Below are 15,954 nucleotides of genomic sequence, written 5' to 3' on the forward strand. Positions count from 1 at the left end.
ATCCTGAACATGGCACCTCATTTACAGCCAATGGCGCGATCGCACTCACTTCTCTAAGTTGTAAAAGGTTTGCAAACCTATACCAGTCCCTAAGCGCGACACATAGAGTTGGGTCTGGATATTCGCTTGACCAGAACGAGTTTGTTGACATGCGAACGCTGCCTATAAACATCATTCAGCTGCGGAAGTTTTAGCGGAAGTTCGGGCGGTGATGTGCGATCGCCCTAGGGCGGTGAACAGACCTGCTGTTATCTAAGGTTCTCTGGCGGGAACTTTAGAACAGTGCGCTAGAGGATGAAAATTAATTTTGGCTCGCTTCACGCCTTCGATTGGGAAACAACACGGTGCTTCCGCCTTAGCCGTCGTCTTTACATCTCTACAACATGGCGGAGTGCTGCTCGCAAACCTGCTCATTGCTGTTGTGCTGTATTGGGTTGGCACGCTGGCATTTCAACTGGCTACCGTGAATGATGTCACTCCGGTGTGGCCTTTGTCGGGTATCTCCCTTGCCGCACTGCTCATCAGCCGATTCCGGGTATTGCCAGGCATCGTGATTGGCTATTGGGTGCTGGATACCAACCTGTACGGCAGCCTGCCGCTGGGTCTAGCCATGGGAACCGGCGAAATCATTGAGGCATTGCTTGCTGCTGTTTTGATTCGACGGTGGAATGGCGATCGCCACCTATTCAGTGAAGTTCGGTGCATGTTTTGGTTTGCGATCGCCGTTAGTTTGGCGCCGCTGTTTAATGCAACATTGGGAACGAGCCTGCTGCTGTTGAATGGCAGCGTTACTCTAGCCGACTATGGCTTGGTATGGCGAACCTGGTGGACCGCCGATACCGTTGGTTTTTTGGTTTTTGCTCCATTTTTGCTGGTGTGGCGGCGCGGCTTGGGCAATCGCTCCATCTCTTCACTGCAACTGGTTGAAGGGGCTTTGCTGGCCGGACTCACCATCTTCGTGTCGTGGCAAACCTTTGGCCTTAGCCGACCGTTGGAGTACATGTTTTTGCTACCAATGGTGTGGGCTGCGTTTCGATTTGGGCAGCATGGCTCAACGCTACTGGTCATGGGCTTGTCACTGATTTCGGTGCTTACGACAGCGCAAGGCATTGGCCTATTTGCCCAATCTTCGCCCGGTGCTGCGATGTTGCTGGTGCAGTCCTTTGTGGGAGTGGTCAGCCTCACCATTTTGATTTTGTCCTCGACCATTCGCCAGCAAGAAACTGCCGAACTTCGGCTCAAGCAGGCCAATGAATCGCTGGAACTGCGGGTAGCCGAGCGCACCGCCGAATTGTCGCAGTTGCTCACCGATTTGCACAATACGCAAACCCAGCTTGTGCAAACCGAAAAAATGTCCAGCTTGGGACAGTTGGTGGCCGGAGTGGCCCACGAAATCAACAATCCAGTCAACTTTATTTACGGCAACATTAACCATGCGCAAACCTATGCCAAAGATTTGCTGTCGCTGATTGCGCTGTACCACACGCATCACCCCCAACCCCATCCCGAAGTCCAAGCGGCGATCGCCAACCTGGATGTGTCCTTTATTCAGGAGGATCTGCCCAAGCTCCTAACATCAATGCAGATTGGGGCCGAGCGCATTCGAGAAATTGTGAGAGCGCTGCGCAACTTTTCGCGGTTAGATGAAGCCGAATTCAAACCAGTCGATATTCATGAGGGCATTGACAGCACCCTCATGATTTTGCACAACCGCATCAAAGATCAGCCAGATTGCCCCGGAATTACCGTGGTGAAGGAGTATGGCGAGCTACCGCTGGTGGAGTGCTACCCAGGCCAGCTCAATCAAGTGTTTATGAATCTGCTCAGCAATGCGATTGATGCGATCGAAGAATGGAATGTAGGGCGATCGCCCAGCGAAATACGGCATTACCCCGGCACGATTCGCATTCGCACACAGCAGCTTGATGCTAACTGGATGGCCGTCCACATTGCCAACACGGGCAAACCCATTCCAACCGAGGTGCGATCGCGCATTTTTGACCCCTTCTTTACCACCAAACCTGTGGGCCGTGGCACCGGAATGGGCCTTGCCATTAGCCACCAAATTGTGGCAGAAAAGCATGGCGGCCGCCTATGGTGCGAATCGATTGAGGAATTTGCTACCCAGTTCACTATGCACATTCCCGTGCGGCAATCGACCCCAAGCACTTACCCCAGCTCAGCTCTAGAGCCCCCCGCAAACCCAGCCCTACGGGCATAACCCTTGCGGTGTTTTTTAGGGCTTGCGCATTTGTGTTGTGGATTAAATGCGAATACCCCACATATAAACACATCAGATTTAGTGGACTTGCATAAGCCCTAGTTTTTTAACGTGAGCTATGGATCAGCTGAAGTGCCCATTTTTGCGTGCGTGTCGCGCCTGCAAAAATGGGTTTTTCTTAGGGTTGCGCGGCGCCAACCCTAAGAAAAACCTTTAACTGCAACTGACGCTTTTTTCGGAACGGCCGAGAATGAAACCACGCCAAACGGGCTGTGTACAGCAGGCTTACAGCAACCCTCGATATCGAATAAACGTCAGCACTGCCGCCCAAGATCCCAACGCCACTTTGACGGCCACCAAAATATTCAACAGCGGAACGATACCACCGCTTAACAAGGTGCCAAAGTCACCCTGGGGGAGTTCCAAGCCCACCAGGGTGATCAATGCCAGCACGATGAACACCACCACCACCACCTTTTCGATCGTGGCAGCCTTCCAGCGCTGGTATATCGCCTCCATCCACTGAGAGGAGGAGGTGATCGCCACAAGGCCAATTGCTGTACCGCCCGCAACCCCTGCCGCAAATCCGCCTCCCGGACTCAGGTGGCCCCGAATTGCTAGCTCAATCGCCACCAGTGCCGAAATCGTAGCGCCCAACCTCGCCAGCACGACAGATGGGTGATCGGTAAACTGGTAAACCGTGTGGGTGGGTTGCTCATCCGCCAGCAAAAACTTGGCTCCCATAATGGCAATGGTAAATACAATCACCTCAAAGATGGTGTCATAAAGGCGATTGCGAAAAATGATGCCCGACACTGCATTGGGGACTCCACTTTCTTGCACAACCTGTCCCACAATTGATACATCAACTGCATCGGGTGCTAAGTCTGGAAACACCAGCATTTTGATAAACACAGCAATGCCTGCGGCAAGATAAATCCATGTCATGGTTGGTTGTGCTTGGCGGGTGGATGGAACGGTAATAGAAGCGAGGGAAACCAATAAAAAAAGAGTGCGATCGCAGGTGCCGGTTGGAAAAAGCCAACTCCTGAAAAAGCCGAATCAGCCCGAAGTCATATTGGTTAAGCCGGAGGAAGGGGAAGGATGAGACGAGTGCGTGGGGGCGATCGCCGCCTCAACATATTCAAGCTGGGCGATCGATAGCAACTCATCAATTTGAAAGAGTGAGTACAGGCGCGCAATCCGAGTTTGCAACAGATAGGGCTCTAAACCAGACATGCCGCTATCATGGCTTGCTGCTTCCGTCCGGTGGCCCCAGCAAATCGCGTGTACATCCTTTTCGGCCAAGGCCGCCTGCAGCGCTTGAATTGTGGGATAGGCAACCACTTCAAGCCGCATGTGATATTGGGATAATGGTTGGCGCAGCCCAGCCAGCACTTGCTCAAAATGCTCGCAATTCGGCTGCTCGTTAGAGTCAGGGACGTTCGCCGTTGCTAAATCTGACTCGGTTGCAGAGTCTGCCGCCGTCGTCGCAGGATAGGGTTCTAGCACTCCCAGCCGCATACTCAATGACGATCGCACTGCCACCGCATACAGCGTAATAGAAAGCATTGTGCCCACGAGCGCCTCTGTGAGGGCAACATCTGCCGCGCCAAATAGGGCATACACCAACGCCGCCACCGCGCCCAAAATCCCGCGAACAACCAGCGCATGATAGGGATTGGTTTGGCCGATGAGCATACCCGCTGTGATGGGCATTAATGCTGCGATCGCCAGCATGGCAATATCCAACGAAGCATCATTGGGGGCCAATTCAAACATCATCCTCTCCTTGGGTCGAACAGTAGGCCAGCACATAGCCCAATACCGTGTTCCAAATGGCCAACGAAATCAGCGCTAGCACCAGTAGAGGCCACTCGCGCGGAATTTTGAGCAGCAGCCCCACCACAATGCAGACCGACCCCAGCGTATCTGAGACAGACAGACTGTGCAGCTTGAACAACACCGAGCGATCGCTCACCAACGGCACCGTTCCCCAAAACCAAAACACCAGCCCCACAGCAATCAACCCTGTGCTCAAAATCGTACTCAAGCTCTCCATCATGATTCATTCACCCGTTTGATCACATGGGCCAACAGCATGAGGGCGGCATTACCAACGCTCAAAATAATGACTCCCACCACCCCGATCATCCAGTCATCGCGCACCACCGAAACCATCAAAATCATGATGGATGTTTTGGTGGCGATGCTGGCAAAGGCCAACATTTTCTGCCAAATATCGTCATCTCGGTAGGCAGCATAAATTGGAATCATGAGCGCAGCAATCATGGCAAACAAAATCCAACTCATGGCTTTGGCCTCCGTCGCACGCGATGCACTTCATACAACCCCCGCTCGTGATACTTCAACACAATGGTTTTGGGAGTGAAGGTAATGAGGAAAATATCCAGGAACACCAGTCCGGGCGTTCGATTTGGTCGAACCCGTTCTAGGGTGGTGTCTTCGTACCTGTGCGGTCGCAGCATAATGTCGATCGCTTCGATATAGGCCTGGGGAATGGCGACGATGACCTCGCCCAGTACCCGCAGCCAATCTTGCAGGGCCGATGGGGCAATGCGCCCGCGAGGTAGCAATAGCACCACTGCTAACCCAATTAAAATATTGGCGAAGCTGCCATCGGCTGTGAGCAAAAACCAGATGGACAGTCGCAACAGCAGATCCAAAAAGGTCATCATGCGAGCACCATCCAAAACAGTAACGTGAGCATGACACTCATCACGCCGATAAGGTGTTCGAACTGCTCAAACAGGCGAGGCAGTTGCGCTAGGGTGCGTCGTAGAATGACCCAATACACCAGCCAGCCAGCCCCAGCAATTGCCAAAGACTTTGCTAGGTTGGGCACCGTGTACACCTCGGTGTAAAACCCATTGGCGAGCACCAAGCCACCCAACAACAGCCCAACGGCCCAGATCAATCCAGGCTTTACTCCAGGAGGCAATGCCAGCTTGGGCGGCAGAGCAATGGGCAAAAAAAGGAATCGAGCGAAGGCGATCGCCGTTCCCACTGCTGATAGATTCAGCGCGATTGCCTGCCAGGATGGAAGTTCCTTGAGCGCTAGTGCTTTCGCCCCAAATCCTGCCAGCAGCGGCACCCCCGATATGGACAGACTGGCGATCGCCACAGCCCCCCACAGCACAGGATGAATCCGAGTTTGGTGCAAATCTTTTAGGTTGCGGCTGGGCAATGCCCCCGACAGCAAGAACAAAGTTGCCTTTGCCAGTCCATGGCTGAGGGCATAGAACCCAGCGATAGCCGGAGCGGCAAGCATAAAGCCCAACTGCGAAATTGTGCTCAGGGCTAGTAATCGTTTGGTATCGGCTTCAACCATGGCATAGCTGACCCCCAACAGTGCAGAGGCCACGCTAAAGATGCCCAGCAGTGGCTGCACTTCTTCGACGAGGAGGGCACAGCGCACCAACGGAAACACACCCGCTTTAACCACCACGCCCGACAACATTGCCGACACAGGGGTTTCTGATTCGGAGTGGGTGAGCGGTAACCACAGACCCGATACAAAAATGCCCCCCTTGGTCAACAATCCCAGAAAAATGAGCGCGATCGCCTCAGTCGGTGCCCCTTGCAAGCCAGTAAAGGCAAATGAATGATGGGCCTGGTATACCAAGACTGCGCCAATCAGGTAAAACAGCATAGCCGTGTTGCTGACAAACAAATAGCGCAACGCAACCCAAATGGCGCGATCGGTGCGGGGATAGGCAATCAGCAAAAAGGCTGCGATGCCAATCACCTCCAATGCCACATACAAGCTCATAAAGTCGGCGCAGGCAAACACCGCATTCAGACTGCCATGCAAAATGATGAGCTGCGTATAAAAAAACGTCGTTTTGTTCGTTTGCCAGCAATACAGCAAGACGGCCATCGTCACCAGGGCGTTGGTGAGTATAAAGTAGCCGCTGAGCGAGTCGAGCCGTAGCGTCACGCCAAAACTGTCGATCAGTTGCAGCGTCATCACATCCGCATTCAGCACGAGCTGAAGCCCATAGGCCAGTGATACTAACGCTACGCCAAATGCCACATAGCGGCTCAGTCGAGAAAACAGATAACCGCAAAAGGCTGCAAACAATGGCAGCACCAACCAGGCGATCGCCATTGCTTTCCCATCACTGACCATCAGCCACACATCTTCAACACCCATCATCTTGTTCATGGTGTATTGTTCTTCTCAATTTCAGAGATTTCGAGCGTGGGGTTATCGCGTGCCAATTTCATCACGCCAACCAACATCAATGCTTGAATCGAAAATCCAATCACAATTGCCGTCAAGATCACAGCCTGAGGGACGGGGTCGGCATAGGCCATTGGCTGGTTATCCAACACAATTGGCGTTCGCAACCCTCCGCGCGCGGCCACTAGCACGTAGTAGCCAATTACCCCAGTACTCATCACATCCATGGCAATGATTTTCATCATGAGGTTCTTTTTGAGGACGATGCCAAAAAAACCACACATGATCGTCGCCGCGATAAACGCTTCTAACACGCAATGCTGCCCCCACCAATCACCATTTAGTCGGCTTAAAAGCCCACACCTAGCCAAATCCCATTAACTGATCCCCAGTCGAGTAACTGATCCCCAGTCGAGCGATCGCCCCAAGCCTCAGCCATGGTTCCATAGACGATATTACATGATTTTGTGGATGACTATAGTAAATACATGATGATTGTTTTTATTGATTGCCAAACTTTTATTTATGCTTCTCATTGATAAATTCAGCTTTGGATAAGCTGAAACTCGCATAATCAGAACTCATAGTATTTAGGTCAATCCCTGTTGTGCAGAGACAGTGGAGTCCCCTTGCACGACAGTACCGTGCACGACAGTAATTGACCCGTCTAGAGCCGTTACCCATCTAGAACAGTTCCAAAGTTTTCAATCCATCACCAGAGCAGTACTAGGGCTCACGCAAGTTCGCAAAATCTAGGGTGTTGCAATGCGCAAGTCTAGGCATTGTTAGGCGATCGCTGTGTTGATAGGTCGGTGTCTGTGGAACAGTCTCAACGAGCAAGACATTTCAGCAATCCTTGTCCATGATTCTTATCCGTTACCAAGCTGAAGTGCCCATTTTTGCGTGCGTGTCGCGCCTACAAAAATGGGCTTTTCTGAGGTTTGCGCATCGGGCAAACCTCAGAAAAGCTCTTAAGTGTTTTGAACGCAACTTGATAGATCCTCAATCAAACCTAGGGTATCTATGCGGGAGTATTCGGGGACTCATTTTCTGGAGGAATATCTTGCGATTTGGCATTGGCTTGAGCCAAGCTTTGCCAGTCCACCGTACCAGAAACCAGGCTCTTGCTAGAGGGCACATCGTCGGCTTCCAGCGTGGTCAGCATATCATCCGTTAGAGAAGACATGACCGCCAAGCGGTTGGCCTGCTGCTCAATACTTTTTTCAAATAGGTTGCGCACCAGTCGTCCGTTGCCAAAGGTGCGATCGCGCTCCATGTATAGCTCTTCAAACAAATGCAACAGTTTCGCTTTGGCTCCTTCTGTTAATAAGAAGTGGCCTTTTTTGCACATGATCTCGAAAATGCCGAGCAGCTCTTCGGGGGTGTAGTCGTTGAAGTAGAAATAGCGATTGAACCGTGATTTTAGGCCAGGGTTGGACTCAATGAATAGGGTCATTTCGTCGGTGTACCCCGCCACAATTACGACTAGGCGATCGCGGTAATCTTCCATGCGCTTCAACAGCGTATCCACCGCCTCTTGCCCAAAATCGCGCCCACCGCCGCCATCGCGGGGCACCAGCGCATAAGCCTCGTCAATGAATAGCACCCCATCCAGCGCCGAATTCACCACCTCATCTACCCGCTTAGCCGTTTGGCCAATGTAGCCTGCCACCAATCCAGAGCGATCGGTCTCGATCAAGTGCCCCTTCTTCAAAAACCCCAGTCCTTTGTAAATGCGGCTAATCAATCGACCAATGGTCGTTTTTCCGGTTCCTGGTGGCCCACAAAAGACGGAATGCAACGACACCCCTGTTTGCGCCAAACCCCGCTCTTGCCGAATTTTTTGCACCTTTAAAAAGTTCGCTAGGGTTTTCACCTCTTCCTTAATGTTGTCCATGCCCACCAGATTGTTTAGCTCTGCCAAGGCATCATTTAGAATCTGCTCTAGGTTTTCTTCGGGCTCTGGGGCAGGGGGCGGAGGCGGTGTCGTGGGTGCAGTCGGATTGGCACTCGTTCCTGCAGGCGCGGAGTTGGATGGTGTGGAATTCCCTGCAACGGAATTGGTCGGGGTTGGTGGAGAAATAACGGCCACTCGTTGCAGGGAAGTGGCTAATCCTTTTTCGTAACTTTCAAAATTTTGGTAGTTATGTAGCAGTTGCCAGATATGCGATAAGGCTTCCATTTCTTGCATAGTAATAGTGGCATCTGACTTCACCAAAACTTGAGCAAACTTATAAATGGCATTAGCCGATTCGCTGGCATAATTCGTCTTTCGCTCTTGATCAAATTGATTCAAGAGCGATGGCAACACTAGTTGATCTTCGGGTTGATTTTTGGTTAAATCCAGCAGGGTTTGTAGCGTGAATTTTTCGTATTTGAGGCGATCGCTATCTGAAAAATCCCACTTATTGAGCGCAATATTTAAGATCTCTTTGTCCCGTTTGATCAAGGCGTACATGACTAGAAAAGCAAGGGACTCTGCCGAGCTAATGTGCTGATTGCTGCGAGCGCAAATTTGCACAATCTTGGCCAAGTCCAGCAGGATCAAATCGGCAAATTGGGGGTCAACGGCCAGCAATGGCTGAAACGATTGGTAAAGTTGGTTCGCTTCTTGCCTGACTAGTTTGAAGTTGACAATTTGCCGAAAATCCACAAAGTTCTCCTTGGCTGGGGCACTGATGCTCAAGCGAATGCTCAAGTGGGATTCAAAATATCCCTCACAATCCTAAACGTTTTGCAGATCTTCTGGCGTATTGCAGTTGAATAAAAGCTGCGCCGGAACTGCCGGAATGGGCTGCACTGTTTGAGACACCAACCACCGCTGAAACGATCGCCCTCCATTGTCCACAAACTGCTGCAAACTTGGCCTACATCGCTGGTGGTAAAAGCCACAGAGCGGCTCCCATCCCTGGTGCGATCGCGGCAAATAGGCGATCGCATCGGCAGGCACTTGGGCCAACATGTCTGCCCACTGGCCCAACACTTCCCCATCCAAGTTCGGCAGATCGCACGCCAGCAGCAGCACCCATTCTGCCTCGACCGTGGCGATCGCCTGGGCAAACGCCACCAGTGGCCCCTGGGGTTTTCCCTGTACCTGCTCCACGAGTGCTATACAGCCAGCGGGCATCATGCTGTGGTATTGTGCGACCCAAGGCGACACCACAATGACTGACTGGGCACAGTGCTGCGCTGCTTCGCACACTCGTTGCAACATGGGTTTGCCCTGTACCGTTACCCGCGCTTTGTCTTGCCCCATGCGGCTACTTTGCCCACCCGCTAGCACAACAGCAGCGATCGCACCTTCCATCGTCCCTCCACATTCCCAAAATTTTGGATTGACAGAACCTGAGCCCGTTATAGCGTTGCTGTGAGCACAGCTTTTAACGCAATCGGATCGATATAGATATCTTCAATTCGTGGGTTGGGGTGCAGGAAGCGGTGCAGAAAATGGCCTTCTGGTTTGGTTCCCAAAACATAGGAGTAATTCAACCCCACCAAATTGCTGAGCAGCCAATAGCAAGGATAAACAAAATCTGGGGAAAACAACTCAATCACAGTCGTGTTTGGACGGCAAAATGCCAGGTTTGTCAGGCCGCTGCCATGGGGTGCCACAATCACATCCGCATTGGCAAATAACATCGCCTGCTCTGAAATGGATAGAGATTCCAGCGTCATTTCTGTAAACCCAAACTCCTTCAAGATTTGCAGGAGTTCGGGTTCATTCACCACACGACGGTTGGAAGTTTTGCTGCGGCTAATATAGAGTCTTTTAGCAAATGACGTTGCCTGTTTCGATAGCGTGTCATTTTGAGGCAAAAATATGTCCTGTAAGTAGGAGAAAACCCAGGCTGGCATCCATGCTACTGCTCCAGGATAAGACGGCACAATGAGCGAGGTTGCCTGGATATGGGAATGGCGATCGAGCGGGAGAATTTTGTGGGTTGGAATGCCTAGTTTTTGGAGTGATTCCTGTTGGAATGAATGGCGATCGCTCACCAAAAAGTAATCAATATCCTCTAACTCGATACCGCTGTTAGCTAATAGCTCAACTCGCGGAACTATATCCAGCATCCAATGAAAATACACATGGTTGGATAAGCCCGCTAATACTGCCACCGTTCCCTCAATTGCTTGAAAGGGAGGGAGTTTGCCCGCTCGAAAAGTCCAGTGCTGCTCGGGTAAGGGCTTGGGATGATCGGGGCTAAGGATGGGAAACTCAGGGGATAAATCGGCGAGCAACGCATTCTCTGCGGTCAATACCGCCGTGCTGCTTTGATCGGGGTCAATCCAAAACCGACCGTTGGGAATTACGGAAACGAAGCTTTCAGGCAGGGGCATTGTAGAAGGAAATCGAAAGCTTGTATGAGGTTCTGGATCACTTGTGTTGGGCCGCTTAAGCGCAATTGTTTCGGCAGGATGAATGGGCAAGTAATAGCTCGATAGTTGCCGAGCTTGGTTCACCCATGCTTGGGTGGATGGGTAGCCAATTTCTGGTGTGTCAACGGGAATGATTTTTTCCCAGGCTTCTAAGTCAGAAATTAGCTCTTGTTCATAGAATGCGGCGATCGCTTCCCAAATTTTTGGAGCGACGTTTGAGTTGAGCCGGAGTACCGTTTGAAAGCTCGTGATTGCTTCAGATTCATCTCTTAAATGCAGCTGGGCGATCGCCAAATTGAACCAGGCATCCACAGCTTGAGGATCCGTCTTGACATAGGTTTGAAAAGCCGAGCGAGCCGCATCCCAATCTCCCAGTTGTAAGTAGCTATTCCCCAGGTATTGGTAAGGCTTTGTGATGCTGGAATCGAGCTGAAGCGCGTGTTGGTAATGGGCGATCGCATTCGTGGCATCTCCCGTCGCGGCTTGGCTACGCCCCAGCTCAATCCACAAAGCTACATGTTGGGGATGGTGCGATAAGCCTTCTTGGGCGATCGCCTGAGCTGCGTTGTACTCTCCTGCGTCCCACAAGGTTTGGCATAGGGCCACAAATACTGCTGCCGTTTGCAAGGGCAGTGCTTGCTCTAAAGCTGCGATCGCCAACGGGTACAGGCCGTGATGCCGTAAGCCCTGGCCCAGCGACAAGTAGACCTCTGGCTTCGAGGGTGACTGCGTTAGCGTTTGCACAAAGGCAGCCATTAAATGATCGAAGGGTTGGCAGGGAGGGGACGTTTGCCAATGGTGTTGCCAACTCTGCACATACTGCGGTTGCAACGAGAAGGCCGTCTTCCAACAGGCGATCGCCCGATCCAGCGCCCCCAATTGTAAGTAGGCGTAGCCCAGATCGCCCCATGCTTCGGAGTGTTGCGCTTGGGACTCGACGGGTATCTTTAAGGCTTGCTCCAGCGACTGGGTTGCGGCTTCCCAATCGCCCATGTGTCCATAGCCATGCCCAAGCTGGATGTAGATTTCAGCCGTGGGGGGTGTTAGGGTTAGCAACGCCTGGAAACTGGCGATCGCTCCAGCGTAATCTTGCAACACCATGTGAGTTTCAGCGAGGCGCTGATAGAGGACGGCACCCAGCGCTAGACTTTCGGAATCGGTGTTCGCAATCCACTCCACAGCCGTTTGCCAAGCCTCGATTGCCCCATCGAGATTGCCCTGAAGCGACCAGAGGTTACCAAGCTGGGCATAGGCATGTGGGTCTTCTGGCGCTAGCTCAATCCACTGCTGACACATGATCGTTGCTTGCCAGATACGACCAGTGCGGTGTTGAAACTGGGTTTCGGTTTTCAGGACTGCTAGGAGTTGGTCGATATGGGTTTCTGCGGCGATTGCATCATCCAGGGAAATTCCCTCTAGCCAAATGGCCTGCGCCTGTTCGGCATCGCCTTGCAGCAACCAGGCCAAACCCAGGTACCAGACCACCATTGGATCGTGTGGCTGTACGGTTAAGAGGTCAGTAAAGCGGGCGATCGCGCCAGAGGGATCTCCTGTTCGTAACTGTTCTAGTGCGTCTTCCATAGGTTTTAGGTGGATTCTGCAAGCGTTGGTGCGGCGATCGTTTGTATTGGCAGGTGATGGGCTCCAGCTTGCGCCATGGCTGCCTCATCGTTGTGGGGTAAATCCAGCCGATGGGCAACGTGGGGCAAGAGCGATCGCCACTGTTGGGTTGTCACTTGACTCAGCAGCACAATATCTGGCCCGGATTCGTCCATTTCCAATGCTTCCTCGCTGAGCAAATGCAGCAATACGCTAGAAATGGCCAGGTCGGCTTCTTCGGGGTCTATCTCGCCAATGGTGACCAATAAGGTGCTGGCGGCTGGCTCTGGCTGGGCGATCGCCGTGCGAAACAATCGTGCCAACTCGTCAAACAGAACCTCTTCGGGTTGGTTCCAATCGGGGAAGGCCAGAACATTGTGCGATCGCAGCCGAAACTGGCTTAAGTCAGCGGTTGGAGTCGGTGCTGACGTGCGATGTAGCCGAGTTAACATCGTTTCAGCCTCTACCAGGGCCGGTATAAGTTTTAGTGTTGCTTGAGCGGTACGCATGGCTAGCCCCATATCGCCCAGCTGTTCTGCTGTTCGGGCGATATGCCATAGCATTTGCCAGTGGGAGCTTGCTCCATCCAGGCCGCTATCTTTGCGGAACCATACGCCGGTAAAGTCGATCGCCCGTAAGGGAAAGTGAATTTGTCGCGCCCGCTCAAACTCGTGAATCGCCTGACGGCAGCCTTCCCAAAATCCGTAATCATCAATTTGCACGACACCCTGAGGCACGACCTGGTCGTACAGCAGGTTAAAGATATCCAGCGTGGACTCGTACCAATCGCCATCGGCATGCAGCAGGGCGATCGCCCCAATTTCATCGCGATGCTGGGGCAAGGTGTCTTGAAATAGGCCTTTTAATGGAACCACCACATCGGTGACGCCTAATGCCTCACACACCACCTGCAAGTTTTCTTCCAGGGGAGCTTTAAGCGTCCCGGCGCCAAATCCTGTCTCATTTGCGGGAATACCGTCGTGTTTATCCAGTTCAACCGGGTCGGGCATGCCTTCGTAGGTGTCGCAGGCATAGAGCTTGCGAGGCCGCTGGCTATAGCGCTGAATCACCGCCGCTAGCAGCGCCGATGCACCCCCTTTGAACGTGCCACACTCGACAAAGTTGCCGGGCACATCTTCGAGACAGATCTGCTTAGCCAGCGCATACAGCGAAAATAGGCGATATTCCGATAGCAGGGTGTAGGGGCGCACGGTGTCCATCAGCGCTTGAAACTCGCTGTAGGTGGATTGCCCCAATGCCTCGTGCGCCTGATTGGCCCAGGCGTGGTGTCGCAAACTTAACGCCAGGTTGCCGTGTTGCCAGTACAGGTGGCTAAGGTGGGCATGGGCGATCGCCGCTCCAGAATTTAGCGCGATCGCTTGCTCAAACACCTCCTGGGCCGCATCCCAATCTCCCTTGACAAAGGCTGTGCGTCCCACCCGCTCCAGGTCAACAATTTGGGGTGCAACGGTTGCATCTGTATGGGTGGGAATGGGGATGGGGGGCAGTTGTTCGACCTGGTGCAGCAGTTGACCGAGCACATCGCTGGGATTGGGGGCGATCGCTACCGGGTGGGATGCCATGCCGCACACCTCGTAGTGTTGCAGGTGGGGCGGCACCGTCCAGTTCACCGACGGATCGGGCTGGTGGCTCACAGGCTGTACATTGCCCCGCCACGCAATGCCCATAATCTGCATAGTCTGGTACACCAGCGTATTCCAGCCCTGCTGCCGAAAGTAGTCCAACCCCTGCGCCACATCTGGCGATGTCAAATCGTGAAAGACAATCAGGGCATCCTCAGCGGCTAACGCTTCGCAGGCGATCGCATCTTGCAGGGGGCCGGGTGCTTCGTGGTTGCCATCAATAAATATGAGTGACCAGAGGCGCTGGTGTTGGTTGGCAATGTCTTCAACCTTTTGCGGACTGTAGCCAGGAAAAAGCGTCACGCGATCGCCCACACCCGCCGCCGCCAACGATCCGCTTACGCTATCGTATATCTCTGGCTGCTCCAGCAAGGGATCAACCACATCTAGCGTCACGCCTGCCAGCGCCAAATGACAGGCCGACCAGCCCATCCAGCAGCCAATCTCTAGCGCCCGCTGGCCCGCAAACTGCCGAGCCAAATTGTGCAAAATTTGTGCCTCATCTCGACTCAAAAACCCAATGATCGGGTATCGCGCATCCACATACCAGTTGTGGGGAATTTCGCGGCGCAGATAGGGCCAGGGACAGGCATGGCGATCGCCCAGCGTCATATGGGGAAAGGCGGCATCTGGCTGCACAATAGCCAGCCCCGGCGATACGTAGTCGCCCATAGGCAGAAGCGATCGCTGCACCACGTCGATGGTTTCGCTCACCATGCGATCGAGGCGGAAGAGTTGCCTAGCACGCGATCGCCCTCGTTCTGCCAGAATTCGCCGCAGATCGGGCTGGTTTGCCCATTGAGTCAGCGTTTCGGCCAGCTCTGCGGCGGTGGTATTTGGGTCAAGGTTGGGGTTTGGCAGCAGTTGGCCCGTATCGCCCAAGGCTTCGGGAATGCCACTCACCGCTGAAGCCACAACCGGAAGCCCCTTCGCCATGGCCTCCATAATCGCCAATGGCATTCCTTCTAAATAGGACGGCAACACAAACACATCTGCCGCATCGTACCAATCCGCAATGTCCCAGCGTTGGCCTAACAAAAAGATGCGATCGCCCACCCCCAGCGCCTCTATCTGGTCCTGGATCCAGTCTTGCAACGAACCGTCGCCCGCCCAAGCAAAGTACAGCTGCGACCCCACATCGGTCGCTTGCAATTGGGCGATCGCGGCCAGCAGAATCTCGTATCCCTTCACAGGCTCCAAACGGGCTGCCGTCAAGCACAACACCCCATCTTTGGAAATGCCTAGCTCATTCCGCAAGCGTTGGCGAACTGCATCGCTGCGGGGCGCAAAATAAGAGTCTGGTCGGCCATAGTGAATGACCTGGCCCTTATTCGCAGGCAGTCGGTAGAGCCGATGCAGCGCCTCCAAATTGTCTTGCGATACTGCCACCACCGCCCGCGCCGCCCGAAAGTGGTGTTCCAAAATATTCAAGATGGGTTCTGGATCGCTATCTGGTCCCAGGTGGTAGGTCAAATCCGGCGCAACCATCCCCATCACGGACATAAAGGGAATGCCCATTTGCAGCGCGGCTTCCCGTGCGGCCAGATTGGATAGGGCACTGCCATCGCTAAACAGCACCAAATCGGGCTGGGTTTGCTCAAAAATTGTTTGAGCATCGCTGGGGTCGCTCACGGTACGGCTAAATTCGATTTGGGTGTCGTAGTCCAGCCATTGGTGCTGTACTCCCGCCTGCGCTTGCTCTGCCAGCAAGGGATTCTCGCGCCGACTTTGCACCAGCGTTACCCGATAGCCAACGGCCAAAAGCCCTAGGGCGATCGCATGGTTATACTGGGCCACACCGCCCACGCCGGGGTCATCGGTATAAATCAGAATATGCGGGTTCATGGGGGCAATTCCTTAAAAAACGTTGGGCGTGGATACGGGCATACGCTGTGCCGATGGTCATA

Annotated in this window: 12 protein-coding genes; 1 reads left to right on the forward strand and 11 read right to left on the reverse strand. The window is 53.2% G+C overall.

Annotated elements, in window-relative coordinates; genetic code table 11:
• The first annotated feature begins 307 nt into the window (after positions 1-307).
• A complete protein-coding gene (locus ACQ4M4_RS16975) occupies positions 308-2,221 on the forward strand; it encodes an MASE1 domain-containing protein (protein WP_430685627.1) in 1,914 nt (637 codons plus the stop codon).
• Positions 2,222-2,506: 285 nt separating this feature from the next.
• On the opposite strand, the gene ACQ4M4_RS16980 is transcribed toward ACQ4M4_RS16975, so the two are convergent.
• The 11 genes from ACQ4M4_RS16980 to ACQ4M4_RS17030 form a co-directional block, all read right to left on the reverse strand.
• Positions 2,507-3,169 (reverse strand): Na(+)/H(+) antiporter subunit B, encoded by a 663-nt coding sequence (locus ACQ4M4_RS16980; RefSeq protein WP_430685628.1) that lies wholly within the window; start codon positions 3,167-3,169, stop codon positions 2,507-2,509.
• A gap of 114 nt (positions 3,170-3,283) precedes the next feature.
• Positions 3,284-4,006: a DUF4040 domain-containing protein gene (locus tag ACQ4M4_RS16985; RefSeq protein ID WP_430685629.1), complete on the reverse strand. Its 723-nt coding sequence runs from the start codon at positions 4,004-4,006 to the stop codon at positions 3,284-3,286.
• Positions 3,996-4,286 (reverse strand): monovalent cation/H(+) antiporter subunit G, encoded by a 291-nt coding sequence (locus ACQ4M4_RS16990; RefSeq protein WP_430685630.1) that lies wholly within the window; start codon positions 4,284-4,286, stop codon positions 3,996-3,998. Before ACQ4M4_RS16990 ends, ACQ4M4_RS16985 begins: the two co-directional genes overlap by 11 nt.
• The gene (locus ACQ4M4_RS16995; protein ID WP_430685631.1) at positions 4,283-4,534 is read right to left on the reverse strand and encodes a hypothetical protein; all 252 of its coding nucleotides are present in this window, start codon (positions 4,532-4,534) and stop codon (positions 4,283-4,285) included. The genes ACQ4M4_RS16990 and ACQ4M4_RS16995 overlap by 4 nt, the downstream gene beginning before the upstream one ends.
• Positions 4,531-4,920 carry a cation:proton antiporter gene (locus ACQ4M4_RS17000; protein ID WP_430685632.1) on the reverse strand — a complete coding sequence of 130 codons (390 nt, stop codon included), beginning with the start codon at positions 4,918-4,920 and terminating at the stop codon, positions 4,531-4,533. Before ACQ4M4_RS17000 ends, ACQ4M4_RS16995 begins: the two co-directional genes overlap by 4 nt.
• Positions 4,917-6,410: a cation:proton antiporter gene (locus tag ACQ4M4_RS17005; protein WP_430685633.1), complete on the reverse strand. Its 1,494-nt coding sequence runs from the start codon at positions 6,408-6,410 to the stop codon at positions 4,917-4,919. Before ACQ4M4_RS17005 ends, ACQ4M4_RS17000 begins: the two co-directional genes overlap by 4 nt.
• On the reverse strand, positions 6,407-6,742 hold the full coding sequence (locus ACQ4M4_RS17010; protein ID WP_430685634.1) for a cation:proton antiporter subunit C: 336 nt from the start codon (positions 6,740-6,742) through the stop codon (positions 6,407-6,409). Before ACQ4M4_RS17010 ends, ACQ4M4_RS17005 begins: the two co-directional genes overlap by 4 nt.
• Positions 6,743-7,449: 707 nt before the next feature.
• Positions 7,450-9,081, reverse strand: a complete 1,632-nt coding sequence (locus ACQ4M4_RS17015; RefSeq protein WP_430685635.1) for an AAA family ATPase — start codon at positions 9,079-9,081, stop codon at positions 7,450-7,452.
• Positions 9,082-9,153: 72 nt separating this feature from the next.
• A complete protein-coding gene (locus tag ACQ4M4_RS17020; protein WP_430685636.1) occupies positions 9,154-9,735 on the reverse strand; it encodes a molybdenum cofactor guanylyltransferase in 582 nt (193 codons plus the stop codon).
• Positions 9,736-9,782: 47 nt separating this feature from the next.
• Complete coding sequence (locus tag ACQ4M4_RS17025) at positions 9,783-12,386, reverse strand: tetratricopeptide repeat protein (protein WP_430685637.1); 2,604 nt, start codon at positions 12,384-12,386, stop codon at positions 9,783-9,785.
• Between the two features lie 5 nt (positions 12,387-12,391).
• Positions 12,392-15,892 carry a TylF/MycF/NovP-related O-methyltransferase gene (locus ACQ4M4_RS17030; RefSeq protein ID WP_430685638.1) on the reverse strand — a complete coding sequence of 1,167 codons (3,501 nt, stop codon included), beginning with the start codon at positions 15,890-15,892 and terminating at the stop codon, positions 12,392-12,394.
• Positions 15,893-15,954: the final 62 nt, after the last annotated feature.

The organism is Leptolyngbya sp. AN02str, assembly GCF_050565595.1.
Lineage (GTDB): Bacteria > Cyanobacteriota > Cyanobacteriia > Elainellales > Elainellaceae > Kaiparowitsia.

What these genes read in the sequence shown, in the direction of transcription:
- ACQ4M4_RS16980 (WP_430685628.1), bottom strand. Translation starts at nt 3,169, where the DNA reads ATGACATGGATTTATCTTGCCGCAGGCATTGCTGTGTTTATCAAAATG.
- ACQ4M4_RS16985 (WP_430685629.1), bottom strand. Translation starts at nt 4,006, where the DNA reads ATGATGTTTGAATTGGCCCCCAATGATGCTTCGTTGGATATTGCCATG.
- ACQ4M4_RS16990 (WP_430685630.1), bottom strand. Translation starts at nt 4,286, where the DNA reads ATGATGGAGAGCTTGAGTACGATTTTGAGCACAGGGTTGATTGCTGTG.
- ACQ4M4_RS16995 (WP_430685631.1), bottom strand. Translation starts at nt 4,534, where the DNA reads ATGAGTTGGATTTTGTTTGCCATGATTGCTGCGCTCATGATTCCAATT.
- ACQ4M4_RS17000 (WP_430685632.1), bottom strand. Translation starts at nt 4,920, where the DNA reads ATGATGACCTTTTTGGATCTGCTGTTGCGACTGTCCATCTGGTTTTTG.
- ACQ4M4_RS17005 (WP_430685633.1), bottom strand. Translation starts at nt 6,410, where the DNA reads ATGAACAAGATGATGGGTGTTGAAGATGTGTGGCTGATGGTCAGTGAT.
- ACQ4M4_RS17020 (WP_430685636.1), bottom strand. Translation starts at nt 9,735, where the DNA reads ATGGAAGGTGCGATCGCTGCTGTTGTGCTAGCGGGTGGGCAAAGTAGC.
- ACQ4M4_RS17025 (WP_430685637.1), bottom strand. Translation starts at nt 12,386, where the DNA reads ATGGAAGACGCACTAGAACAGTTACGAACAGGAGATCCCTCTGGCGCG.
- ACQ4M4_RS17030 (WP_430685638.1), bottom strand. Translation starts at nt 15,892, where the DNA reads ATGAACCCGCATATTCTGATTTATACCGATGACCCCGGCGTGGGCGGT.